Source organism: Serratia sp. BNK-33-b, assembly GCF_048684565.1.
Classification (GTDB): Bacteria; Pseudomonadota; Gammaproteobacteria; order Enterobacterales; family Enterobacteriaceae; genus Serratia; species Serratia marcescens.
This window is the reverse complement of record NZ_JBLQTZ010000001.1, coordinates 2,286,936-2,312,194: the sequence shown is the minus strand read 5'-3', so window position 1 is coordinate 2,312,194 and position 25,259 is coordinate 2,286,936. Positions and strand designations below refer to the sequence as shown.

General features: G+C 61.9%; 20 protein-coding genes and 1 pseudogene. 7 read left to right on the top strand and 14 right to left on the bottom strand.

Annotation, left to right across the window (positions count from 1 at the left end):
• Positions 1 to 12: 12 nt before the first annotated feature.
• Entirely contained in the window at positions 13 to 1,938 is a 1,926-nt protein-coding gene (locus ACMGGK_RS11025) for a DUF3857 domain-containing protein (RefSeq protein WP_033640243.1), read from the bottom strand.
• Positions 1,939 to 2,060: 122 nt separating this feature from the next.
• Complete coding sequence (locus tag ACMGGK_RS11020) at positions 2,061 to 2,630, bottom strand: helix-turn-helix domain-containing protein (protein ID WP_197758278.1); 570 nt, start codon at positions 2,628 to 2,630, stop codon at positions 2,061 to 2,063.
• A 129-nt stretch (positions 2,631 to 2,759) separates the two neighbouring features.
• On the opposite strand from ACMGGK_RS11020, the gene ACMGGK_RS11015 reads away from it, so the two are divergent.
• Positions 2,760 to 3,656, top strand: a complete 897-nt coding sequence (locus tag ACMGGK_RS11015; protein WP_420276886.1) for a DMT family transporter — start codon at positions 2,760 to 2,762, stop codon at positions 3,654 to 3,656.
• Between the two features lie 210 nt (positions 3,657 to 3,866).
• Here ACMGGK_RS11015 and ACMGGK_RS11010 read toward each other — a convergent pair whose 3' ends face one another.
• The 5 genes from ACMGGK_RS11010 to tetR all read right to left on the bottom strand — a co-directional run bounded on the left by ACMGGK_RS11010 (position 3,867) and on the right by tetR (position 9,414).
• The gene (locus ACMGGK_RS11010; protein ID WP_033640238.1) at positions 3,867 to 4,472 is read right to left on the bottom strand and encodes a nitroreductase family protein; all 606 of its coding nucleotides are present in this window, start codon (positions 4,470 to 4,472) and stop codon (positions 3,867 to 3,869) included.
• Between the two features lie 69 nt (positions 4,473 to 4,541).
• Positions 4,542 to 5,840 (bottom strand): c-type cytochrome, encoded by a 1,299-nt coding sequence (locus tag ACMGGK_RS11005; protein WP_420276885.1) that lies wholly within the window; start codon positions 5,838 to 5,840, stop codon positions 4,542 to 4,544.
• A 28-nt stretch (positions 5,841 to 5,868) separates the two neighbouring features.
• Entirely contained in the window at positions 5,869 to 8,127 is a 2,259-nt protein-coding gene (locus ACMGGK_RS11000) for a xanthine dehydrogenase family protein molybdopterin-binding subunit (protein ID WP_197766382.1), read from the bottom strand.
• Positions 8,124 to 8,597, bottom strand: coding sequence for a (2Fe-2S)-binding protein (locus ACMGGK_RS10995; RefSeq protein ID WP_337055297.1), 474 nt, complete (start codon positions 8,595 to 8,597; stop codon positions 8,124 to 8,126). The genes ACMGGK_RS11000 and ACMGGK_RS10995 overlap by 4 nt, the downstream gene beginning before the upstream one ends.
• 175 nt (positions 8,598 to 8,772) lie before the next feature.
• The gene (gene tetR / locus ACMGGK_RS10990; protein ID WP_049299297.1) at positions 8,773 to 9,414 is read right to left on the bottom strand and encodes a tetracycline resistance transcriptional repressor TetR; all 642 of its coding nucleotides are present in this window, start codon (positions 9,412 to 9,414) and stop codon (positions 8,773 to 8,775) included.
• Between the two features lie 64 nt (positions 9,415 to 9,478).
• Here tetR and tet(41) point away from each other — a divergent pair, with 64 nt between their 5' ends.
• The 4 genes from tet(41) (at position 9,479) to ACMGGK_RS10970 (ending at position 14,367) form a co-directional block, all read left to right on the top strand.
• The gene (gene tet(41) / locus ACMGGK_RS10985) at positions 9,479 to 10,657 is read left to right on the top strand and encodes a tetracycline efflux MFS transporter Tet(41) (RefSeq protein WP_071525934.1); all 1,179 of its coding nucleotides are present in this window, start codon (positions 9,479 to 9,481) and stop codon (positions 10,655 to 10,657) included.
• Between the two features lie 194 nt (positions 10,658 to 10,851).
• Positions 10,852 to 11,808, top strand: a complete 957-nt coding sequence (locus ACMGGK_RS10980; RefSeq protein WP_420276884.1) for a sulfonate ABC transporter substrate-binding protein — start codon at positions 10,852 to 10,854, stop codon at positions 11,806 to 11,808.
• 259 nt (positions 11,809 to 12,067) lie between these two features.
• Complete coding sequence (locus ACMGGK_RS10975) at positions 12,068 to 12,802, top strand: MurR/RpiR family transcriptional regulator (RefSeq protein WP_016927659.1); 735 nt, start codon at positions 12,068 to 12,070, stop codon at positions 12,800 to 12,802.
• Between the two features lie 128 nt (positions 12,803 to 12,930).
• Positions 12,931 to 14,367 (top strand): 6-phospho-beta-glucosidase, encoded by a 1,437-nt coding sequence (locus ACMGGK_RS10970; RefSeq protein WP_139375584.1) that lies wholly within the window; start codon positions 12,931 to 12,933, stop codon positions 14,365 to 14,367.
• A 48-nt stretch (positions 14,368 to 14,415) separates the two neighbouring features.
• Here the strand turns inward: ACMGGK_RS10970 and ACMGGK_RS10965 are convergent, their stop codons facing one another.
• From ACMGGK_RS10965 to ACMGGK_RS10945, 5 genes and pseudogenes are all read right to left on the bottom strand, one after another.
• Positions 14,416 to 15,753, bottom strand: a complete 1,338-nt coding sequence (locus tag ACMGGK_RS10965; protein ID WP_420276883.1) for a D-serine ammonia-lyase — start codon at positions 15,751 to 15,753, stop codon at positions 14,416 to 14,418.
• Positions 15,754 to 15,862: 109 nt separating this feature from the next.
• Positions 15,863 to 16,503 (bottom strand): annotated as a pseudogene (locus tag ACMGGK_RS10960) (VIT1/CCC1 transporter family protein).
• Between the two features lie 26 nt (positions 16,504 to 16,529).
• A complete protein-coding gene (locus ACMGGK_RS10955; protein WP_015377932.1) occupies positions 16,530 to 17,003 on the bottom strand; it encodes a VOC family protein in 474 nt (157 codons plus the stop codon).
• An 11-nt stretch (positions 17,004 to 17,014) separates the two neighbouring features.
• Positions 17,015 to 17,365: a DUF1428 domain-containing protein gene (locus tag ACMGGK_RS10950; RefSeq protein WP_025302905.1), complete on the bottom strand. Its 351-nt coding sequence runs from the start codon at positions 17,363 to 17,365 to the stop codon at positions 17,015 to 17,017.
• 104 nt (positions 17,366 to 17,469) lie between these two features.
• The gene (locus ACMGGK_RS10945; RefSeq protein WP_049299304.1) at positions 17,470 to 18,912 is read right to left on the bottom strand and encodes a sensor domain-containing diguanylate cyclase; all 1,443 of its coding nucleotides are present in this window, start codon (positions 18,910 to 18,912) and stop codon (positions 17,470 to 17,472) included.
• A gap of 465 nt (positions 18,913 to 19,377) precedes the next feature.
• Between ACMGGK_RS10945 and ACMGGK_RS10940 the strand changes: the two genes are divergently transcribed.
• Positions 19,378 to 21,438 carry a TonB-dependent siderophore receptor gene (locus tag ACMGGK_RS10940; RefSeq protein ID WP_049299306.1) on the top strand — a complete coding sequence of 687 codons (2,061 nt, stop codon included), beginning with the start codon at positions 19,378 to 19,380 and terminating at the stop codon, positions 21,436 to 21,438.
• Between the two features lie 50 nt (positions 21,439 to 21,488).
• Here ACMGGK_RS10940 and ACMGGK_RS10935 read toward each other — a convergent pair whose 3' ends face one another.
• Positions 21,489 to 22,304, bottom strand: coding sequence for an alpha/beta fold hydrolase (locus ACMGGK_RS10935; protein WP_049299308.1), 816 nt, complete (start codon positions 22,302 to 22,304; stop codon positions 21,489 to 21,491).
• Positions 22,305 to 22,433: 129 nt separating this feature from the next.
• Here ACMGGK_RS10935 and ACMGGK_RS10930 point away from each other — a divergent pair, with 129 nt between their 5' ends.
• On the top strand, positions 22,434 to 22,598 hold the full coding sequence (locus ACMGGK_RS10930) for a hypothetical protein (RefSeq protein WP_420276882.1): 165 nt from the start codon (positions 22,434 to 22,436) through the stop codon (positions 22,596 to 22,598).
• Between the two features lie 48 nt (positions 22,599 to 22,646).
• On the opposite strand, the gene ACMGGK_RS10925 is transcribed toward ACMGGK_RS10930, so the two are convergent.
• Entirely contained in the window at positions 22,647 to 25,076 is a 2,430-nt protein-coding gene (locus tag ACMGGK_RS10925) for a DUF3772 domain-containing protein (RefSeq protein ID WP_420276881.1), read from the bottom strand.
• Positions 25,077 to 25,259 lie beyond the last annotated feature (183 nt).

Here is a 25,259-nt window from a genome sequence, read left to right as displayed (position 1 = left end):
CGGGGCAGCGGCTTATTTGCCGTTGGCCAATTCGCCGTACACCACCTGGCCGCGGAAACCGCGCCGCACCTGCTGGAACAGCTCGCGGAACGCCGGGTAATCCTGCGCCTGGCACAGCGCTTCCTTGCCGCGAATGGCGTTCACCTGCAGGCGGTGATTGACGGTCACCTGCTGCCCGTCGCGCCGCCACGCCACGCGATAGTCGCCCGCCGCATTGCGGAACTGCCTGTCTTGCGGAATGGCGATAATCGGCACGTTGGCCGGCAGCTGCAGACGGTAGGTTTCGTCGTAGCGCTGCGCGGTGCAGTAGAACGGGGTTTCATTGCCCGGCGCCGCCGTGGTGGTATACAGCGTGCGGAACGATTTGCCGCCGGGCGGGTTGGGCAACGTCATGCCGCCCACCACGCCGAAATCGACGTAGTCGTCCGCCTTGAAGCGGAAGCGGTAACCGAACTGCTTTTTGAGATCCAGCGGATCGCTGTTCATCGCCACCTCGCCGCTGCCGTCGATGCCGGAGGCGGACATGATCGTCGCTTCGGCCTGCGCCCGGTTCTGGCGGTTGATCTGCGAGAAGTAGCCCCGCAGGTCAATCTCTTCCACTTCGCTCAGCCGGCGCTCGGTTTGCCCATGCAGATTGCCCGCCTTGTCGAACACAAAATCGACGCTCAGCGCGCTGTTGACCGGCTGCTCGTCGCTGCCCGGCGTGCGCGCCAGTTTGGCGTCGCGCGTGAGCAGCACCGGCGCCCCCAGATCGCCCTCCGGCAGTTGGCCGAACCGGGCCCAGGGATTGGTGGAGTCCAGGTACAAATTGAACTCCGGCACGTAGGTGATGGCGTGATTAAAGCGGCCGAGCAGCGGCACGTTAGGCAGTATCGGGCCTTCATCCATGCCGATCAGCACCGGCGAGCTTTCAATGCCCTTGGCGGCGAGCAGCGCCTCCAGGATCACCACGTGATCCTTACAGTCGCCATAGTGATTATCGAGAATGCTCTGCGCCGAATTCGGCTCCAGCCCGCCGTTGCCCAGGTACACCGCCACGTAGCGAATGTTTTGCGCCACCCAGCGATAGAGCGCCTCCGCCTGCTCGCGCCGATCGCTGATGCCGGCGGTGATGTTGTCCGCCAGCGCCTGAATGCCCGGCGTCACCTTCGCCGCCGCGCCGGCCTTCAGCTGGTAGGCCTTGGCCAACTGCGGCCACTCGCGGTAGGTGCTGGCCATGATGGTCGGGCTGAAGGTCCAGCTGTCCGCCGCCCAGTTTTGCGCCTTCATCGGCGCGCTGCGCGAATAATGCCAGCGCCAGTGCGCTTGGCCGTTGCGGATCTGCGGTTGGTCCCCGCCCTCGACGCCGCGCGTGAAGATATGCATCGGCAGCTTGGCCGGCGCCTGCAGGGTCACTTCGGCGTCGTCGAACTGATCGAAAACGCTGAAGGTCTCCCACAGGCCGAAATAGTCAGGGAAATACGGGGTGTTCTGCGTGCGGCGCAGTTCGTACACCACGCGCGAGCCCGGCGCCAGGTTGGAGAACACGATGACGCGCACTTTGCGGTCGGCATACAGCGGCGCCGTGGCGCTGGAGTAGCTCTCCTGGGTGTAGATGCGATCGGGCGCCACATCGTGGCGCTGGCCGTCGGCGGTCAGCGTATAGGCAGCGACCACCTCCAGCGTTTCCATTTTCTCGCTGTAGCTCAGGCGGATCTGGCTGAATTTTTCGACCGCCGCCTTGGTTTTCAGCAGCACTTCGTAGCTTTCCGTCTTCACGTTGGTGGCGTTGGCGTTAACGCGATAATCCGCACGATAGCGCACGAAGCTGAAATCGTTGTTGGCCGTGTCGTTCTGGCCCTGATCCGCCGCAGCGGGCGGTGCAGCGGCCAACACGGTGGCCGGGTGCGTCGCCGTCAAACCGGCGAGTAACAGTATGGAAGGAATAGCGATTTTCATCTTCGGTCCTTGAAGGGCGTTAAGCAGCGACACCGGGCCATACGCCCGTCCCGGCGTCAAAACAGGCGGGCACACTAATATAATTGAGAATCATTTTCAATAAACGAACCATCAACGCCGCGCTAGCCCTGCTCGATCAACATGACGGCGGTGGTCTCCGGCTCCAGCGCTTCGAAAATATGCTCGCGATCGGCGGAGTAACTGATGTAATCCCCGGCGCTCAGCACCTGCGGCTGATCCGCCGGGCCAAGGCGCGCCCGTCCACTGCTGATGATCACGTGCTCGACGGTGCCCGACGGATGCGGCCGCGAGCATTTCGTTTCACCGGGTTGCACCCGCAGCCGGTAAATGTCGCGCTGCGCGCCCGGCGGGCAGGTGGCCAGCAGCGTGGCGGCGTAGTTGCCCTGCTCCGACAGCGCCGGCGTTCCTTCATGGGCGCGGATCACTTGCACCGGCCTGCTCGGCTGTGAAATCAGCCGGCTGACCGGCACATCCAGCGCCATCGCCAACGCCCACAGCGTTTCCAGGCTGGGATTGCCGCTGCCGGCCTCGAGCTGCGACAGCGTGGATTTGGCGATGCCTGCGCGCTTCGCCAGCTCGGTCACCGACAGATTCAATCGCTCCCGCTCACGGCGAATTGCCGCCGACAAGAGGCCGATCGGCGTGATGTTCTGCATCAGGTTATCGCTCATTGTTCATTATACCATTCAATTGTTCGACTTGACGAACACCGTCAACCATGTTCATCATAATGTCCGGTTGTTCATTTTAATGACTAAGCGGCTTCATCACAAGCACGGCCAGGCAACGAGGAAAATGACATGAAAACGACAACGCGCGGCGCAGTGCAAATGATCCTCGCCATGACAATCTCCGGCACCGTCGGTTGGCCGGTACTCGTTTTAGGGCAGCCGCCCGCCACGGTGGTGTTTTGGCGCTGCGCGTTCGGCGCGCTGGCGATGCTGGCGACCTGCGCCGCGCTTGGGCAGTTGAAACCCGGCGCGATCAACCGGCGGCAGCTGGCTGTCGCCATCCTCGGGGGTATCGCGCTGGTGCTCAACTGGACGCTATTGTTTGCTGCCTATCAGCACGCTTCGATCGCTGTCGCCACCGTGACCTACCACGTTCAGCCGTTTATGTTGGTGGCGCTGGGGGCGCTGCTGTTCGGCGAAAAACTGACGGCTAACCGGCTGGGCTGGCTTCTGCTGGCATTCGCGGGGATGGTGTTGATCGTCATCGGCCGGCAGAGCGGTGGCGGCGAGGGCGACTATCTGCTCGGCGTGGCGCTGGCGCTCGGTGCGGCCCTGATGTACGCCCTGGCGGCGGCGATCGTCAAACAGTTGGCCGCGCTGCCGCCGCAGCTGCTCGTGTTGATTCAGCTGACCGTCGGCGCGCTGGCGATGGCGCCGTTCGCCGCTTTGGCCCACCTTCCCGCGAAACCGACCGACTGGCTGCTGCTGGCAACCCTCGGCCTGGTGCATACCGGGGTGATGTCCACGTTGCTCTATGGTGCGATCCAGAAAATCCCCACCGCTCTGGTCGGCGCGCTGTCGTTCATCTACCCGGCGGTGGCGATCGTGGTGGACTGGGCAGTGTTCGGGCACCGTCTCAGCCTGCTGCAGTTGCTGGGCACGCTGGCCATTCTCGGCGCGGCGGCGGGCATGAACTTCGGCTGGCGATGGGCGCCCGCCGCGCACCGGGCCGGTAAAATCAGTTAATCCCGCCCGATGGGCAAGCTATGCACAATAAGGCATTCGCCTTGTGTCCGGCGCGGTGCTATTTATTTAAACCGTGTAGGGTAGAAGGAGTTTTTCTATGTGGCATCACCGCCTGCAACGGCGCATCCGTTTCAGCTACTGGAACGAACTGTGCGTCACAAAAAAATAAGGGAAGGCGCAAGCCTTCCCTTTTGTCATTCACCGTTCAGCTCAGAAGCGATCGGTTTTCACCACCTCGTCGAACGGCAGTTTGCCGATGCGCGGATAAGGCTGCCCCGCCGCCTTGCCGATGGCGACCATCAGCGCGATCTGATAGTGAGCCGGTTTGTTGATAATCTCGCCCACCGCGTCGAAATCAAACCCGTCCATCGGGCAAGAGTCGTAACCCTGCGCCTTGGCCGCCAGCATCAGCGTCTGGGCGAAGATGCCGCTGCTGCGCATCACCTCGTCGCGCTGCACCTGCGGCTTACCGCGATAATACTGATCGACGGCCGGGATCATGAACTGCTGTACCGGCTCCGCCGCCTCGGCCCAAACGGTTTTTACCTGTGACTCCCAGCTCGACAGATCGCCGCACAGCACGACCAGCATCGATGCGTCGGTCACCTGCGCCTGCCCCCACGCCGCTTCGCGAATTTTCTCGCGTTGTGCGCGATCTTCGATCAGCAGCGGACGCCAGTGCTGCAGGTTAAACGCGCTGGGTGCGCCCTGCAGCGCAATGTTCAACAGCGCTTTTTTCTCTTCGAGCGTCATCACGTGCTGCGTATCAAACTGCTTGGTAGCGCGGCGCTGACGGATTGCGTCTAACGTATTCATTTTACTGCCTCTGTCCATGTGAAAAGCGCTATTGTCGCCAACACGGCGCGGCTGTCCAGCCCCCGGCGGCTATTTCTGCGCGGTTTCGGCGCGCAAGCGGCCGACCTGCGCCGTCAAATCGGGCCACGGCGCCTGACCGGCGTAATGCTGCCGCAGGTAGTTGAGCAGGATGGCGATCTGCGCGTCATTCAGGTTATGGCGAAAGCCCGGCATATAGCCCAGCTCGGCGTTCGCCGGCCGCTGTATGCCGTTCAGCACCACGCGAATGGCGTTGTCCGGCGCGTCGGCGAACAGGTTGGTGTTCAGCGCCAGTGACGGCCGCACCCCCGCCATCTGCGCGCCTTTTTCCTGCGCATGGCACGCCATGCAGGCGCCGGAAAACAGCCGCGCCCCTTCCGAACTCAGAGGCTCCACCTGCCGTTCCGCCTGAGCGTTTAACGTTGCCGCCGTAGCGCCCGCCGCCGTTTCAGGATGATAGCTGCGCAAGTAGACGGCGATCGCCTGCAGATCGGCCTGCGGCAAGCGCGACAGGCCTTCTTCGATCACCGGTGCCATCGGGCCGGCGGCGACGCCGTGGTTGGCCGAGTAGCCGGTGCGCATAAACTCGACCAGATCCTGCTGCGTCCAATCGAGCGGCGCGGGCGAGCGGCCGGTCAACGCCGGCGCCGTCCATCCCTCCGCCACGCCGCCGTCCAGATGATCGCCACCGGTTTTTTCGCCGAACAGCACGTTGCGCGGCGAATGGCAGGCGCTGCAGTGCCCCAGCCCTTCGACCAGGTACGCGCCGCGGTTCCAGTCGGCGCTCTGGGCCGCCTCGTCCTGCATCGCGCCCGGCGTCAGGAACAGCAGGTTCCAGGCAAAGATGCCCTGGCGAATATTGAACGGAAAGTGCAGATCGGTGGCCGGCGGCCGGTATTTGACCGCCGGCTGTGACATCAGGTAGGCGTACAGCGCCTGCAGATCGTCGTCGCGGGTGCGGGTAAAGGCGGTATAGGGAAACGCCGGGTAGAGATAGCGGCCCTGGCGATCGACGCCGTGGCGCATGGCGCGCTCGAACGCCGCGTAACTCCAGCTGCCGATGCCGGTTTCCACATCCGGCGTGATGTTGGTGGTGTAAATGGTACCGAAGGGGATCTCCATCGCCAGCCCGCCGGTGTTGCGCTCACCGCCCGCACGGGTGTGGCACACGGCGCAGTCGCCGAGATCGGCCAGGGTTTTGCCGCGCGCGATCTGCGCCTCGCTGAAACTGTGGGTCGCATCGGCGGCGAGCGGCGCGATTTCCGGCTGCCAACTGGCGACCACGCCGGCGACCACAACGGCGATCACCGTGACGCCGCCCCACCCGACGATTTTTTTCATCTTACTCATCTTTGCTGTCCTTGTTCGTTACGGGGGGTTAATGGCCGGCCTGAGCGCGCAGCGCGGCGAGCACCCGCGCCGGTGTGAACGGCACCTCGCGCAGACGCACGCCGAGCGCGTCAAACAGCGCGTTGCCGATCGCCGCCGCACTCGGCACCGAGGCGGACTCTCCGGCGCCCATCGGCGCTTCGTCCGGGCGGTCGATCAGCTGGATATCGATCTGCGGCAATTCGTCGAAGCGCAGGATCGGATAGCCGCCCCAGTCCAATGACGTCACCCCCGTCTCGTTGAAGGTCACAAACTCTTTCAGTACCCGGCTGGCGGATTGGATAATGTTGCCGTGCACCTGATGGCGTACCCCGGCCGGGTTGATCATCCGGCCGCAGTCATGCGCCACGAAAATTTTATCGAGCGTGATCTGCCCGGAAAGGCGGTTGACGCTGAGATCGCACACCCAGGCCGCCCAGGCGGCGCCAAAGCCGGGGAATTTGCTGTGGAAATAGCGCGCATAGGCGAAGCCGCGGCCGCTCGCCACTTCGGCGCCGGCGGCGCGCGACCGGTGCGCCGGGCCGTCTTGCCAGTTCGCCTGGCGCTTCAGAGCCTCGATCAAGGCCACCGCGCGCGGATCGTTCAGGTAACGCAGGCGAAACGCGATCGGGTCCTCGCCGGCGCGCCAGGCCAGCTCGTCGATCCAGGACTCATGGGCGAACACGTTGGGCAGCGCCGAAACGCCGCGCATCCACGACGCCCGCACGATCGGCGCGGCGTCCTGGCAAATCACCCGCATGTGCGGATACGCGTATTGCGGAATGGCGGTGCGATCGCCCATCTGTTGCACGTCGGCCCGGTTGGCCATCTTGCCGGTCAACACCAGCGGCAAGGTCACCGCATTGTTGGACGGATAGCTGGTTTTCAACTCGTAGGCCGCCACTCGGTTTTGCGCGTCGAGGCCGCCGCGCACCCGGATCAGCTGACCGGTGCCCTTCGGCTCCCAGCCGGATTCCTGTTCGCGCATCAGCTGCACCCGCACCGGGCGGCCGGTCGCCCGCGCCAACAGCGCCGCGTCCGCCGAGACGTCGTCGGCGCAGTTGCGGCCATAGCAGCCGGAGGCCTCCATGCGGGTGATGTGCACCTGCTCAGGCGGCAATTCCAGCAGCGTGGCGATGTCTTTGCGCAGATCGTGCGGGTTTTGCGTGCCGGACCACACCTGCGCCCGCCCGTCTTTAACCTCCGCCACCGCGCAGGAAGGGCCGATCGAGGCGTGCTGATGGTAGGGCCAGACATAATCAGCCCGCACTTCAGTATGCAGCGCCGCCAGCGCGGCATCCGTGCCCGCATCGTCGCGCAGCACGCGGTCGGTTTTCGGGTTGGCCTCCAGCGCGGCAGGCAGCGCTTCCGGCGACAGATCCGGCAAGCCGGCCCAGGGTTTCCATTCGGTTTTCAGCTGGCGCATGGCGGCGACCGCCTGCTCTTCGCGCTCGGCCACGATGCCGATGAAATCGTTGATCACCACCAGTTTCACGATGCCCGGCAGGTGCGCGATCGAACGTTCATCCACCGACAACAGGCCGCCGCCCAGCGGGGCGCTGCTGTCGGCGCCTACGTAAGGCGGGCGTACCACCCGGCCATGCAGCATGCCGGGCAAACGCAGATCGTGCACGTAGGTCAGCCCACCGCTCACTTTGGCCGGAATGTCGACTCGGGCAACGGCGCGGCCGACGTAACGATTCTGCTGTTCACCGTTCAGCGGCACGTTTTTATCCAGCGCCACGTGCAGATTCTGCCCGCTCGCCAGCTGCGCATAGCTCAAAGAACGCCCCGGATTCTTGGTCACAAACACCTGCCCCGCGGCCGCCGTCAGCTGGTCGGCCGGCAGTTCGAAGGCTTTGGCCGCCAGCGCCGTCAGCATATGTCGCACCTGCGCCGCCGCCTGGCGCAGCGGCACCGACGTGACCTGGATGGTGGCGCTGGCGATGGTCGGCCCCTGATCCGGCGTGCGTTGCGTATCGCCCAGGATCATCGTGACGTGCTCGAACGGCGCGCAAATTTCGTCGGCGACGATCTGCGCCAGCGCGGTGCGAATGCCGGTGCCGAGATCGACGTGGCCATTGAAGGCCGTCACCCGGCCGTCGGCGGTGAGGCTGATAAAGCTGTCCACCCGATCCAGCGGCAGATCGGCAGGCGATGAAACCGCCTCGGCGGCGAAGGCGTTAAACGGCGCGGGCAGCAGACTGCTGACCATCACCACACCCCCGGCCTGCAACAACTGTCGGCGGGTCAGTTCGAGGCGGCTCATGCTTGCCTCCGCGCAGCCAGCAGATCGCGGGCGCGCTCGGCGGCGCGCAAGATCTCAAGGTGGGTGCCGCAGCGGCACAGGTTGTAGGCCAGCTCTTTCTTGATTGTCTGTTCATCTGCATCCGGCTCGCGTTCGAACAACGCGACCAGCGTCATGATCATGCCGTTGGCGCAGTAACCGCACTGCGCCGCCTGCTCATCGATAAACCCTTGCTGCACCGGGTGCGGCGTTTCCGCTGTTCCCAGGCCTTCCAGCGTGGTGACGGACTTGCTTCCTACCGCGGCCAGCGGCATTGAGCAAGAACGCGCGGCGACGCCGTCGATCAGCACCGTGCAGGCGCCGCACTCCCCCAGGCCGCAGCCGTATTTGGGGCCATTCAAGTGCAGATCGTTGCGTAAAACGTACAACAGCGGCGTGTCGGGCGAGATATCGCCGAGTGGAACCACCCGGCCATTAACATTGATTTCCATGGTGAAACTATCCCTTAAACAAACGGATTCAATCCGTAACATCACTGCGGCGAATAATTAAGCAGCATGCTAATAATTATCATCAAAAGACTTGATGATGTTAAGGGAATGTAGCCGCCATGGCTTTAACGAAAAGTGGGTATTTTCTATAAATTTCCGATAGATAAGCCCGGTTTTATGATTGCTTGCCGTGATTATTGTCGATCATCAATTCGGCCTCGGCGCCGTCAACCAACAGCCGCACGCTGGCTTCGAACAGCGCGTCTGCCCCCTTATCCTGCAATGTTTCCCAGCCTTCGCACAGCAGCGGGTAACGCCGGCGATCGGCGTCATTCAGCGCATCGTCCGGCTGCATTTGTTGCTCTTCCAGCACCCAGCCCACCACGAAGCGCCCGACGGCGAACAGCAGATTAACGGCGCGTTCCGGCGTCAAGCCCGCCCGGCACAGCAGCGCCACCTTGGCCTCGATAATGGCGAATTGCGGCTCCTGCGGCCGGGTGCCGGCGTGCAGACGCGCGCCGTCGCGGTAAGCCAGCAGAGCCCGACGGAAGTTGCCGGCATTGGTGACAACCCAATCCTGCCAGGGCATGTCGGCGGGCACCTCTTCACGGTGATCCAGCATGATGGTTTCCGCCATCGCCTTCAGCAGCTCGGCCTTGTTCTTGAAGTGCCAATAGAGCGTGGGAGATTGCACGCCCAAATGTTGCGCCAGGCGGCGGGTGCTCAGGGCATCGATGCCGATGTCGTTCAGCAACGCCAGCGCCCCGCGTAGGACGGTTTCTCGCGTTAAACGTGTCGCAGTATTTTTTTCGTTCATATCTCTATCACTGATAGGGTAACTGTGGAATACTCAATACTCTATCACTGTTAGAGTCACAATTTTGAAAAAACCCATGCTGGTTATTTTGTTGACGGTGTTGCTGGATGCGGTGGGCATCGGTCTGATCATGCCGATTCTGCCGGCGTTGTTACGTTCGCTGGGCGGTCTTGACGCCGGCAGCCTGCACTACGGCGCCCTGCTGGCGGCCTATGCGTTAATGCAATTTCTGTTCTCGCCGATCCTCGGCGCGCTGAGCGATCGTTTCGGCCGGCGGCCGGTGCTGCTCATCTCGCTCGCCGGCGCGGCGGCCGACTATCTGCTGATGGCGTTCGCACCGACGCTGGCCTGGCTCTATCTGGGCCGGTTACTGGCGGGCATCACCGGCGCCAACATGGCGGTCGCCACCGCTTACGTTACCGATATTACTCCTGCCGGCCAGCGCGCGCGGCGTTTTGGCCTGGTGGGCGCGGTGTTCGGCGTCGGCTTTATCGTCGGCCCGCTGCTCGGTGGCTCGCTGGGCGAATGGCATCTGCATGCGCCCTTCCTGGCGGCGGCGGCGATGAATGCCCTCAATCTGATCATGGCGTTTTTCCTGCTGCCGGAATCGCGCAAACCCCGCGCCCGCGCCGCCGAGAAAATCCGCCTCAATCCCTTTTCGTCATTGCGACGGCTGCACGGCAAACCGGGCCTGTTGCCGCTGGCCGGCATTTACCTGATCATGGCGCTGGTTTCACAGGCGCCGGCCACGCTATGGATTTTATACGGTCAGGATCGTTTCGGCTGGAGCATGATGGTGGCGGGCCTGTCGCTGGCCGGTTACGGCGCCTGCCACGCGCTGTCGCAGGCCTTCGCCATCGGCCCGCTGGTCGCACGGCTCGGCGAACGCAAGGCGCTGCTGATCGGCCTGGCGGCCGACGCGCTGGGTCTGATGCTGTTATCGATCGCCACGCGCGGCTGGGCGCCCTTTGCGCTGCTGCCGTTCTTCGCGGCGGGCGGCATGGCGCTGCCGGCGCTGCAGGCGTTGATGGCGCACAAGGTGGACGACGACCATCAGGGCGAGCTGCAAGGGACGCTGGCCAGCATGGGCAGCCTGATCGGCGTCGCGGGGCCGCTGGTGGCGACGGCGCTGTATGCCGCCACGCGCGATGTCTGGCCCGGCCTGGTCTGGGCGTCGGCCGCCGCCCTGTATCTGCTGGTGCCGCTGTTGCTGGGGCGTTCGCGCGAGCGTGACGCGGCATAGCGTCATGCCCCTCTCCCGCTTAAGCTCATTTATGGCTAAACAAGGCATTATTCAGCATAAGCGGGCGCTTTACACGCCACTGCGCCGCTCATTATCATCGCCCTTATCCCGCCGCAGGAAAATTTAAATGCCGTTTCATGGCGTTACGCCCAGCGCGTCATCGCTATCGTTCACTTGCCTATCGGAAAATCAGGATGAGAAAACTCACAACGCCGCTGATCGCCGCCCTGCTGCTCGGCCTGTTTAGCCTGCCGGCCGGCGCGCAGGAGAAACCGCAGCAAATCACCATCGGTTACCAGAAAGCCAACATTTTTGCGCTGCTGAAATACCGCGGCACGCTGGAAAAAGCCCTTGAGCCGCAGGGCGTCAAGGTTCGCTGGATAGAATTCCCCGCCGGCCCGCAGATGCTGGAAGGGTTGAACGTCGGCAGCATCGATCTGGCGGCGACCGGCGACGCCCCGCCGGCCTTCGCGCAAGCCGCCAAGGCCGATCTGGTTTATTTGGCGCATTCGCCGCCCAGCCCGAAAACCGAAGCCATCGTGGTGCCGCAGGATTCGCCGATCCGCTCCGTGGCCGATCTGAAAGGCAAACGCGTGGCGTTGAACAAAGGGTCTGACGTCAATTACCTGCTGGTGAGCGCGCTGGAACAGGCCGGCTTGAGCTACAAGGACATCACGCCGGTCTACCTGCCGCCGAGCGATGCCCGCGCCGCCTTCCAGCGCGGCAGCGTCGACGCCTGGGTGATTTGGGATCCCTACTACGCCGAGGTGGAAACCCGTGCCAACGCCCGCCTGCTGAAAGACGCGGAAGGCCTGGTGCCGCACTACACCTTCTATCTCGCCAGCCGCCGCTTTGCCGAAACGTACCCGGACAGCGCCAAACAGGTGATTCAACAGCTCGGCGCGCTGAGCGACTGGGCCAACGGGCATCCACAGGAGGCGGCGGCGATCCTCGCTCAGAGCACCGGCCTGGATCAGGCCATTTGGGCCAGAGCCATCGCTCGCATGCCGTTCGGCAGCCAGCGCATGTCGCCGGAGGTGTTCAGGCAGCAACAACAGTTGGCGGATAAATTCACCTCCATCGGGCTGCTGCCGGTTAAGGTGGATGTCAACGCCGCCCGCTGGTCAGAAGATAAACCCGAGGCGCCATAGCTTTTGCCGCGCGTTGGCTTTAGAAAGCAGAAACCGGCATTTTGCCGCCGGCATCAGTTGGCCTATGCTAACTCTGTGTGATGAAACGCGTTTTCATGGCATGTCTTCCGGAACGTTTTTGCTTTAATTTGTTCGTCGTGAACCCTGGGCCGCCCCTGACTGGTGCGGCTTTTCTTTTTGTTCGGCAGTGCCGGCAGCGGCGAATTTTGCTATGGTAACCCGCAGATAAATGTCCCGTTTTCAGCCGCCGGATCGACTCATGTTTACCCATAAAGCAATCGCCGAGCTCAACGCCCTGGAGCTGATGGTTTATAACTACGTCAGCAAACACAAAAATCAAGTGATGTACATGACCATCCGCGAGCTGGCCGAGGCCGCCGGCGTGTCCACCACCACCGTGCTGCGATTTTGCAAAAAAATGGGTTGTGACGGTTATTCAGAATTTCGCATCCGTTTCAAACTGTATCTGGAGCAAACCGATGCGCCGCCGGTCGATTCCGGCATCGGCGAAATTCTCAGTTTTTTTAAAAGCGTCAGCAACGACGAATTTAATCAGTTACTCGATGAAGCGGCGCACCATATCGCCGCCGCCGAGCGGATTATTTTCGTCGGCATCAGCACCTCTGGCGCCTTGGGGAAATATGGCGCGCGTTTCTTTTCCAACGTCGGGAAATTCAGCACCCATATCGACGATCCTTATTATCCCGTCAACAGCGATATGTATAAAAACGCGGTGGCGATCATGTTGTCGGTCTCCGGCGAGACCGAAGAGATCCTGCGACTGGCGAGCCAGTTCAGCCTGCACCACTGCAAGATCATCAGCATCACCAACAACGAAACCTCTTCACTGGCGCGGCTGGCGGACTTTAATCTCTCCTACCACGTGCCGCAGCATTTGATCGGCGGGCATCACAATATCACCACGCAGATCCCCGTGCTTTACATTATTGAAACCATCGGCAAACGGCTTGGGCATATTAATTCGGAAAAATAAAACAGGCTGTTTTTTTATTGTGACAAATCACTTTGCACGGCGATTTGTTATATCGTGACATTTCTTTCGGTCTTGTTACTCTATTGGCAATGCAAACGTTATTATCCTTCATTAAATAAGATGAGACATTGACGATGAAACAGTTGCCGAAAGATTTTCTGTGGGGAGGCGCGGTCGCCGCGCACCAGGTTGAAGGCGGTTGGGATCGGGGCGGCAAAGGGCCAAGCATCGCCGACGTGCTGTCCGGCGGTTCGCACGGCGTGGATCGCGTGATGACCGACGGCGTGCTCGACGGCTATCGCTATCCCAACCACGAAGCGGTGGACTTCTACGGCCGCTACAAGCAGGACGTGGCGCTGTTCGCCGAGATGGGTTTCAAATGCTTCCGCACTTCGATCGCCTGGACGCGCATCTTCCCGAACGGCGACGAAGCAACGCCAAACGAGGCCGGCCTGCAGTTTTACGACGATCTGTTCGACGAGTTGCTGAAATACGGCATCCAGCCGGTGATCACCCTGTCGCACTTCGAAATGCCTTACCATTTGGTGAAAGCCTACGGCGGCTGGAAAAATCGCCGGGTGGTGGAGTTCTTCGTGCGCTTTAGCGAAGTGGTGATGCGCCGCTATCGCGAAAAAGTGAAGTACTGGATGACCTTCAACGAAATCAACAACCAGAGCAACTACCGCTACCCGCTGTTCGGCTACTGCTGTTCCGGCGTGGACTACACCCAGGAAGACAACCCTGAGCAGGCGCTGTACCAGGTGTTGCACCACCAGTTCGTCGCCAGCGCGCAGGTGGTCAAACTCGGCCATCAGATCAACCCGGAATTCAAGATCGGCTGCATGCTGGCCTGCGTGCCGTTTTACCCTTACTCCTGCAAGCCGGACGACGTGATGTACGCCGTGGAAGCGATGCACCAGCGCTATCTGTACACCGACGTGCAGATGCGCGGCTACTATCCCAGCTACCTGCTGCGCGATTGGGAACGCAAAGGGCTGAAGATCGAGATGCAGCCGCAGGACGCGCAGATCCTGCGCGAGGGCTGCACCGACTACATCGGCTTCAGCTACTACATGAGCAACGCGCTGCAGGCCAACGCGGTGGAAGGCAGCGACGGCATGTTCGGCTTCCCGGGCAATGTGCCGAACCCGTACGTCAAGGCCTCCGACTGGGGCTGGCAGATCGATCCGGTCGGGCTGCGCTATTCGCTGAACGTGCTGTATGAACGCTACCAGAAGCCGCTGTTTATCGTGGAGAACGGCTTCGGCGCCTTCGATAAGGTGGATGCGGACGGCCAGATCAACGATGACTATCGCATCGACTATCTACGCGCACATATCGAAGAGATGAAAAAAGCGGTGATTGAAGACGGCGTAGACCTGATCGGCTATACGCCGTGGGGCTGCATCGACTGCGTGTCGTTCACCACCGGTGAGTACAGCAAACGCTACGGGTTCATCTACGTCGACAAACACGACGACGGCACCGGCACGCTCGAACGTTCGCGCAAGAAAAGCTTCGACTGGTATCGCCGGGTGATCGCCAGCAACGGCGAACAGCTGTAACCGCACGACAGACAATCAGGGGCGATTTTCGCCCCTTTTTACTGCGCCTTACTCCGCCGCCTGCCCGGCGGCGAGATACTTCGCCATTTCCGCCGCCGGCACCATGCCGCCGCCGGTCGCCCATACCAGATGCGTCGCCTGGGCCAGGTGCTCGGCGCTCACGCCCTGCTCGCTGAGCTCCCCCGCATGGGCCGCAACGCGCCACGGCCCGGCCATGCCGGCCAGGGCGGAGGGTTCCAGTTGGATATGCTCGTGCCTGTCCAACAACCCAAGCAACGCGAACATCTCTTCGTCGCTCAGGGTGTAAAACGCGCTCAGCAGGCGCTCCATCGCCCGGCCGACAAAACCGGAGGCGCGCCCCACCGCCAGTCCGTCCGCCGCCGTGCGGTTGTCGATGCCGAGATCTTGCACCGCAATGCCGTCATGCAACCCGCTGTAGACGCCGAGCAGCATGCAGGGGGAATGGGTCGGTTCGGCAAAAATGCAGTGAACGTGATCGCCGAACGCCAGCTTGAGGCCAAAGGCGACTCCGCCCGGCCCGCCGCCGACGCCGCACGGCAGATAAATGAACAGCGGATGCTGCGCGTCCACCACGATGCCCTGTTCGGCAAACTGCCGCTTCAGGCGGCCGCCGGCCACCGCGTAGCCGAGGAACAGGGTTTGCGAGTTTTCATCGTCGATAAAGAAGCAATTCGGATCGTTCGCCGCCTGTTGGCGCCCTTGTTCGACCGCCACGCCGTAATCGTCGGCGTATTCCACCACCGTCACGCCATTGTCGCGCAGCTTCTGTTTTTTCCACGCCCGCGCATCCGCCGACATGTGCACGCTGACGTCAAACCCCAGCCGGGCGCTGATGATGCCGATGGATAATCCCAGATTGCCGGTCGAGCCGACGGCGATGCGGTACTGGCTGAAGAACTGACGAAACTCGTCGGAAAATAGCCGGGCGTAGTCGTCGCCGGTGTGCAGCAGCCCCGCCTCCAGCGCCAGCTTTTCCGCGTGCGTCAGCACCTCATAGATGCCGCCGCGCGCCTTGATTGAGCCGGAAATCGGCAGATGGCTGTCCTTTTTCAACAGCAGGCGCCCGCCCAACGACTGCCCATAGCGCCGATCCAACGCCTGCTGCATGGCGGGGATCGCCACCAGCTCGGATTCGATGATCCCCTTTGTCGGTTGGGTTTCCGGGAAGGCCGCAGCGAGATAAGGCGCGAATCGCGCCAGGCGCTGCTCCGCGTCGGCGACGTCGGCGGCGGTCAACCCGACGTGGGGCAGCCCTGCGGCCAACGTTGTCGCGCGTGGATTGAACCAGGTGATCGGCTCTAGCGCGACCATGCGTTGCAACAGCGGATGCTGGGCGACCCACGATAGGATCTGTGATTTCTGCATAAGTGTCCCTGACTGATGTTGGCGTTGCCGTCACCTTGCCGCGAACGCCGACGGCTGACAAATGATAAATTCTGAGCTTGAGGTGCAATAGATTGATGCAAGCGCGGCGTTAGCCGGCCGTCACGCCAAACAGCAGGCCAACGCCGGAAGAAACTGCCATCGCCAGTGCGCTCCAGATGAGAATGCGCGCCACGCCCGGCAAGATCGGCGCCCCGCCGGTTTTCGCGGCGATGCCGCCGAGAACGCCGAGCCCACCAGCGCCACCAGCAGCGGCAGCAGCGCGCCGAGGGAGAAACTCAAGGCCGACGCCAACGCGGCCTGCAGCGGCCGGGCGCGGGTAGCGGAGGAAATGCCCAGCTCGTCGCGCGCGTGCGCCTCCAGCGCATCATGCGCCATCAGCTTTTCCGCCACCTGCCGGGCCAGCGCCGGATCCAGACCGCGATGCACGTAGATTGACGTCAGTTCGCGAAACTCCCCCGGGTAGTCTTCAAGCAGCTCCGCCTGCTCTTCCGCCAGCGCGGCCTTTTCGGTATCCGCTTGCGACGAGACCGACACATACTCGCCGGTGGCCATCGACATTGCGCCGGCCACCCACCCGGCGACGCCGGCGATCATCAGCGCGGAATGCGAGGCGCTGGCCGCCGCGACGCCCAGCAGCAGGCTGGCCGTTGAAACGATGCCGTCGTTGGCGCCGAGCACCGCCGCCCGCAGCCAACCGATGCGTTCGATACTGTGCCGTTCTCGATGCATCCTTTCTCTCCCTCGTTCTCTTTCCGCTAGCCCCGCGCCGCCGCTTCCAACCCGGCGATGTCGATTTTGCCCATCAGCAGCATCGCTTCCGTGACCCGCCGCACACGAGCGGCGTCCGGATCGTTCATCAACTCCGTCAGGCGCCGCGGCACGATCTGCCAGCACAGCCCCCAGCGATCGCGCAGCCAGCCGCACTGCTCCGCCTCGCCGCCCTCGCTCAAGGCATCCCATAGCCGGTCGACTTCCGCCTGATCGTCACATTCCACCATCACGGAGAAGCTGTGGTTAAACGGATCCAGCGGCCCGGCTTCGATCGCCGCGTAGCGCTGGTCGCCCAGCGTGAAGGAAGCCAGCTTCACGCTGCCGGCCGGGCCACTCGGCGTATCCGCCGGCAGGTCGGAAAACCAGTTCACGGACGAACCGGGGATCAGCGCGACATAGCAATTCAGCGCCGCTTCCATGTCCTTTTCAAACCACAGATGTTGCGTAATTCTGGCCATCTGCGCCTCCTTTACGCATCGAGGATCGGCGCGAAACCGCCGAAGATCATGCGTTTGCCGTCGAACGGCATCTCGCCCAGCGCTTTCATGCGCGGATCGTTCATCATTTTCTCATTGGCGGCGTCGCGCACCGCCTTGGAGGGGTACTCTATCCAACTGAACACCACCACTTCGTCTTCCTGGGCTTTCACCGCGCCGCGAAAGTCGGTGAGCTTGCCATCGGGCACGTCATCGCCCCAACACTCCACGATGCGCGTGGCGCCAAACTCTTTGAACAGCGGCGCCGCTGCGGCCGCCAACCGGTGATAGGCCTCCTTGTTGGCAGCCGGCACCGCCACCACAAAACCGTCTACGTATTTCATCCTGGCATCCTCTTGTCTGATTAAGGACAGTCGGTTCAGCGCGGGCGACGTTGCCTGCGCCCCCTACCAGTTTAGACGGCGGGCGCGCAACCCGGATCGGAAGTTCAGCGGTCAGGATCGTTCGGAGGGTAAGATTCCGGCGTGGCGACCCGGTTACGGCCGGCGTTTTTCGCTTTGTATACCGCCAGATCCGCCAGTTTGAGCAGGTCGGCCAGGCTGTGGCCGGAACCGCCCGGGCAGGTCACCATGCCAATGCTGACGGTGATCTGCAGCGGATGGCCGGCCGGCATGGTGATCGATTCCGCCTCAATGCGTTGCCGCAGCCGTTCGGCCAGCTGCAACCCCTGCTGTGGCTGGCCGAGCGTCGAAACGATAGCGAACTCTTCGCCTCCCATGCGGCCGAACAGGTCACCGACGCTCAGATCGGCGGCGATCGCGCGGGTAAAGGCCATCAGCGCCTGATCGCCGCCGGCATGGCCAAAACGGTCATTAATCGATTTGAAATAGTCGATATCGAGCATCATGACGCACACCAGCTCGCCCTTTTGGTCTATCAACCGTTCGCCGCGCTGCATAAACGCATTGCGCGTCAGCACGTGCGTTAACGCATCGTGATTCGCCACGTGCTCCAGCGTGCGCAGCAGCGCATTACGCGCATAGTTCATGCTGGCCACGGCGATGGGCCCCAGCGCCAACAGCGCGATGCCCAAACGCATCGATACCGCGTTTTGCAACACTTTCATGTCGAGCGTCGTGCTAAGCAACCCGAAATCGATCGCCAGATGGCACCACAGCACATAAATCAGCACCGCAATCATGGTGCAGAACAATGAGAAGGACATCGCCAGCCACAGCAGCACCGGCATGGGAAAGATCACCGCCCCGGGGCCGCCGATCAGCACGCTGCACACCGCCGCCAGCAACAGCAGCGCCAATACCGTGAGTTTTCGCCCCGCGCGCGGCCATTGGCTGCGCTGGGTGAACAGGGCTCCGGCCGCCGCAAGGCGACGTCGCCAATCGGCGGGAAACGCCAGAATAAACGGCATCAGCGTGACGTAATTGGTGAATTCGGACGAGAACCACAGCGCCAGCGAGGTCAGATACGGTCTGCCGAACAGCCACTGCGAAGTTGCGGCGCCCACCGCGCCGGTCGCGGCGGCGGCGGCCAGGCAGATGCCGAACAGGTACATGCTGGAAGCGCCACGCTGCAACGTGCGCGCCGGCGGCGACAGCCGCATGAACAACAGATACCCCACCACGACGCCGGTCAGATTGGCGGCGTTCAGCAGCAGCGCCTTTTGCAGCGAACTGCCGGTCAGCAGGTCCGCCGCCAGATAGCCCAGCACCGCCATGCCCCAGCCGGCCCGCGTAGCCCACTGTGGCCGCCGCACCAGAACCGCCAGCAGTACGGCGTTCACCGGCCAGAATATTGCCAGAAAACTGCCGGGACGACTCACGATGCCCAACAGACACAGAGTGAACACCAGCAAAAAAATGATGAGCGCGGGCCAAATTTTCCGGGTATCGGACAACGAGGTGGTTTGCATCTTGGATCCAGAGACTTCCGCTAGCGTAAGGTGACAATCTGTTCGTGTCACAACCGTCGACGATGAGGAGAAGATAAGCGGCCGACTCGCCTATTATTGCCAGTTTTGCCGGCCCGGACATCTGTTTATTCATCTAGGAAAAATATATTTGTGTATCAATATATTGACAGTAATCACCTATCTGGCGAACAAACTGTCGTGACTCTCCCGTCACTACGATCGTTATTACCACCCAGCCGATTTTTTACCGGCAAAATCGCCGTCTTTTACTGTAAAGACAAAATTAAATCGTGCAGTGAAGGGATACAGGCATTGCCCACTATTCAAAATGCATAAATGATAATTATAATGATAATCGTTACTATTTATTATTTTTCACGGAATTATATGCACCAGTCAGTTCTTCGCCCCCCCACTCAAAGAAATAAAAATCACGTTCTTCACGCGCTGCCCCTGTTTGCCGGTTTGTTCCCCGCGCTGGCGATCGCCGCCGCGCCCGGCGCAAAAACGGAGGAATCCATTACGGTGACCGCCGCGGCCCAGCCTTCCGGCAGCTATAGCGCCGACACTGCCTCGACCGCCGGCAAGACCGCCGCGCCGATCGCCGAGGTGCCGCAATCGGTCAGCGTCGTCACCTCTCAGGTCATTGACGACTTCCAGGTCAAAAGCGTCAATGACGCGATGAAGTTCGTCAGCGGCGTCACCCAGGGCAACACGCTCGGCGGCACGGAGGATGGCTTCGTCAAACGCGGGTTCGGGGTTAACTCCGACGGCTCGGTCTTCATCGATGGCGTGCGCAGCAACCAGGGACTGAGCATGGACGCCACCACCGATCGCGTCGAGGTCCTGAAAGGTTCCGCGTCGCTGCTGTATGGCATCCTCAGCCCCGGCGGCGTCATCAACCTGATCAGCAAAAAACCGCAGTATGACTGGAACACCCGCATCAGCGGCGCCACCAACAGTGTTGGCGGCGGCAGCGGCAGCGTCGATGTGACCGGCCCGCTGGGCGGCGGCTTCGCCTTTCGCCTGATCGCCGAACGCCAGCACGCAGATTACTGGCGCAATTTCGGCAGCGACGAACACACGCTGGTCGCCCCCTCGCTCAGTTGGTTCGGCGACCAGGCTTCCTTTAACATCGCCTACAGCGAATACAAGTACGACATTCCTTACGATCGCGGCACCGCATTTATCGACGGCAAGCCGGTCGATGTGCCCTATAACCGCCGCTTGGATGACTACGCTAACCATGCCTGGGGCAAGAACAAACGTCTGAACGCCCATTATGAGTACGCGCTGGATCCGATCTGGACGACCCGCTTCAACTACGCCTGGCTGCAACGCCGTTACGACAGCAACGAAGTGCGCGCCACCGCGGTCGACACCACGACCGGCATCGTCTCGCGCCGCGCCGACGCCAACCGCGGTTTCAATCATCAAACCCACTATTACTCCTGGGATCTGACCGGCTCGCCGCAGCTGTTCGGCATGCAGCACGACCTGCTGCTGGGCGTGGACTACGAGAAGAATCAGACCTACAAAGCCTATTCCTATCGCGGCAAGGTCTCGAAGACCTTCAACATGTACGATCCGGTGTATGGCGAAACGCCGGTCACCGACAGCACCACTTACAGTGACGCGTCAAGCAACCTGCGCGCCACGCTGTTCAGCCGTTCCCTGTACGCCAAGGACAGCATTCATCTCACCGATCAATGGATCGCGGTGCTGGGCGCGCGCTATCAGTCGTATTACCAGAACAACAGCAACGGTTTCCAGAAACCAAAAAATACGCTCAATGACAAAGACGACCAGTTTTTGCCGCAGGCGGGGTTGGTGTATAAGCTGACGCCGAGTCTGTCGCTGTACGGCAATTACAGCCGTTCGTTCACGCCGTCCACCGCCATCGACGACAATGGCGATGTCGCCACGCCGGAAACCGGCACCACCTATGAGGTAGGCGGAAAATGGCAGATCACCCCGGCGTTTGACGCCACGCTGGCGCTCTATCGCATCGATGAAAGCAACATGTCGATCTTTATCAACGGCGTGACCCGCAGTATCCCCAAAGCGCGTTCCACCGGCGTCGAACTGGAATTGAACGGCGAAGTGGCGCGCAACTGGGATCTCACCGCCAACTACAGCTACGATAAAACCGAAATTGTCGAAGACAACCTCAACCCGGACAACGTCGGCAATCGGCTGGTCAACGCCCCAACCAACATGGGCGGCCTGTACCTCAGCCACCGCATGACATTGCCGGTGGTGCCCGGCGAGGTGCGCATTGGCGGCGGCGCGCGCTACGTCGGCCGCCGCGCCGGCGATCCAGAGAACAGTTTCACCATGCCGGCCTATACCGTGGCGGATGCCTTTGTCGCCTGGGACAGCAAGCTGCTGGGGAAACATACTCAGCTGAAACTGAATGTGAAAAACCTGTTCAACCGCGAATACTATGCCTCCAGCGCCGGTAACTTACGCGTGATTGAGGGTGAACCGCGCAGCCTGAGCCTGCAGGCGACGGTCGATTTCTAACCTGTCACGCCTTGGGCGCCGTTTGGCGCCCGTTTTCTTTGCGCCGACCCTCAAAACGCCTTGCGACACATCACACCGGCGAGAAAATCCAACAGCGCGCGGTTGAACAATGCCGGCCGCTGCAGCGGCGCGAAGTGGCTGACACCCGGCAGCGTCACCAGACGGGCGCCGGGGATGCTGTCGCTCAGGTAGGCGGCATGTTCGGCGCGGATAAACTCATCGTGTTCGCTGTGAACAACCGTCACCGGCACGCGAATGGCCGCTAATTCCTGTGCGCGGTAGTCCGGCTGGCTGCTCATCATCAGGCTCACGGCGGCGACGAACGCATCGAAGTCATCCGGCGTCGGCGACAAGGCGGCATAGTCCTGCGCATGACGCGCAAAACAGCGCTCAACGATGGGGTTGGACGCGGGCGGTTTAACGCCGCTGGCGTCCATATTACAGCCGAAGAAAAAAACGCCGTCCACCCGCTGCGGCGCCCGGTGGGCGGCGATAAGCGCAACACAGGCGCCATCGCTCCAGCCCGCCAGCGCGGCGTGCGGGATCCGCAACGCGTCCATTACCGCCAACAGATCATCGGCCATGCGATCGTAACGGTATGGCCGGGCGTCGCTCGTGCTGCGCCCGTGCCCGCGGCTGTCGATGATCAGCACGCCATACCCGGCGGCCAGCAGCGCCGGCAGTTGATACCCCCAGTTGCCGCTGTGGCCCAGGCCGCCGTGCAGCAGGATCACCGTCGGGTCAGCGCCATAGGCCGCATACCAGATGTGTGCGCCGTCGTGTTCGACAAAACCCTGCCAGGAACCGGGCGGCAACGGCGGCGCGCCCTGCGCGGCAAAGCGGGTCAAATCGTCGTCGGTTTGCATCTTTCTCCCCTCATTCGCCGAGGTTGAGCATCGACACGGCATCAAGGGAGTATAGATCGCAGCGGCGAACGGTGCCGTTCGCTTTCCCTGCATATACTTAAAGGAGGAATCGCAATGGAGGACGGTGAGATGAAGAAGATAATTCTCGTGTTTTTGACGTTGGTGCTGAGCGGTTGTATCGGCGGCGGCGGCCCATCGAATGCGCCTTCGGCATCGCCGAATGAACCTTACACCTGCACCAAATCCAGCGCCAATAGCGACTGCTCGCAATCGGTGGAACCATCGATGTACTAGCCGCGCTCGGCGGGCCGTCGCTTAACGGCCCGCCGCCTCAGACCGGCGCTAGGAGGAGTGTTCCTCTTCGTTGGCCTGATATCGCGTCGCCTGCTGCTTCATAAACACCACTTCCTGCGGGCTGGACAGGCTCACTTCCTGCGCGCGCAGCAGCTTGAGGATATTGAACAGCAGTTCGCTCTTGGTGGCGCCAACCATGCGCGGGCTCGGCACGTAGCCGGTCACGCTCAGGATAATGCCGTCCGGCCCCAGTTGGCTGAAGCGCACGTAAGGCGCCGGCGTATCCAGAATGGTTTCGTACTCGTTATAGGCGCTGAGCAAGATATTGCGCACCTGCTCCGGATCGATGGAGGTCGGGAACGTCAACGCGATGGTCACCACGCCTTGCGCGTTGCCCATGGTGGCGTTGCGCACGTTCTGCGAGATCAGCTGCGAGTTCGGTACGATCATGGTGGAACGGTCGCTGAGCTGGATTTCGGTGGCGCGCACGTTGATGCGCCGCACGTCGCCTTCCACGCCGCCGATGCCGATCATATCCCCGACCTTCACCGGGCGCTCGGTCAGCAGGATCAGGCCGGAAATAAAGTTCTTCACGATCTCCTGTAAACCGAAACCGATGCCGACCGACAGAGCGCTGACGATCCACGCCAGGTTGCTCCACTGGATGCCCAGCGCCGCCAGGGTGATCAGAATCACCAGCACATAGCCGATATTGCTGAACAGCGTCACCAGCGAGGCGCGGATGCCGACGTCCGTGATGGTTTTCGGCAACAGCTCAGAGCCCAGCCAGCGCCGTACCGCGCGCAGAATGTAGATGCCGATCGCCAGGCAGATCACGGCGTTGAGCAGGTTGCCTGGCACGATGTTGAAACGCTGCAACCCTTCGCCGGTCAGGATGGAGACGATTTTCTCCATCAGCGAACCCGGCGTGGTGCTGCCAAACGAACCGTTGAACAACGCGACAATCATCAACAGCAACAGCGAACATTTGGCCAGCGCGGTGGTGATGATCGACATCTGTTCCAGGTGGCGGTCCTTGAAGCTGAGCGTTTTCTTCAGCATCTTGCCGCTGACGGTCTGCGGCGAAAACAGCGCGGCGCACAGGTCAGTGGCGAACAGCACCATGAAGTAGAACGCCATCAGCACCAGCACCACCCAGATCAGCTGGTAGGTCAGGAAACGGGCGAAGGCAATGTAGCCGATGAGCAGGGAAAGCAGGATCACCACCGAACAGACCAGGGTGACGATGTGCACCAGCCCGCCGACCAGCGTGCGTTTTTCCAGGTGCGCGCCCTGCTGCTCCAGACGGCGACGAATGCGCTGGCCGCGCAGCGGCGCCGCCAGCAGCACCATGCCGATCAGCCCCGCCACCAGGCCATTGCCGAAGATGGTGGTGGCCAATGAGGCGCTGACGACGTTGTTGATCAGCTCCACGGTGCCGAACGCCAGCGCCAGACCGGCCAGCAGCGGCGAGAAGTAACGCAGCCCGGCGGCCACTTCATTGTCCAGCGAAGCCAGACGCCACGACGGACGATTCAGCGACAGCGCCGCACGCCCCAACCCGGCGATCAGCGCGCAGAAAATCCCCAGACGGTTAAAGCCTTCGGCGAAGTCTTCCAGCATCACCGGCAGCGGCTGCACGCGGATAAAGACGTAATACAGCAGGTTCAGCGCGATCGAGGTAGTGAATACCGTCACTGCCACGGTGATGATCGCCATAAAGCTGCGGCGCAGGCGCCCGTCCGGCAGGAAGCGAATGCTGACCCAGGCAAGAAAACGCTCGGACAAATAGCGCCCCCAGGACCAGACGATCACCGCCAGCGCCAGCAGCGCCAGCGTGCCGTAACGCCATTCATCCTGCCAACTGGCGTCCCAGGCCGCTTTCATCTCGGCATTGAACTGGTCCAGCCGCTGCCCATCATCCGCTGACGGCTGCACCACCGGCGTCCAGAATTTGACGCCCAAAATGCTGCCGGTGTTCAGCGCCAGCTGGGTTTTGAACGCCACCCGGCGCAGATCGCTGATCTGCTGGCCCAGGTCGAAGGCGCTGGTCTTGATGGCCTGCGCGCGTTTTACCGCATCGTCCAACTGCTTCTTGCTGTTGTTCAGCGCATTGCGCTGCTGGGCGACGGCCGGGGTTTCCGGCAGCGCGCCCGCCGCCGGGGCCGGCCCCAGCACGTCCAGCTGCGCCTGCAGTTTTTCCTGCAGCGGCTGCAGATCGGTAGCGAGTTTGTCCATGCTGGCGACCAGATCGTCCGTCGCCAACCGCAGCTTGCTGAGCTGGGTGTCGGTCGTCGCTTTGGAAACCAGCTGCTTCATGCTGTCCAACTGCTTTTGCGCGGCTTTCAGCTGCGTAGCGGGATCGGGCGCGCTTTCAGCGGCGGGATCGTCCTGAGTGGCGGCGACGGCGCCGAACGGCGTCAGCTGCAAACCCAACAGCAATAATAACAACAGGAGGAACGGGCGAGGCTTTAACATAAATTCAGTGCTCAGCATCATTATCTGATAGACAGACGAACAGGCGGCGGATGAACCGTCGCTTAACCATAAACGCTAATTATAATAGCTGCTTAATGTCGGCCGAAATACCGTAATTATTCCCATTGTGTGCCACGCGCCCGCGCTCTCCTTAGCTTGCTGATTATTCAGGCGCTTTTACTG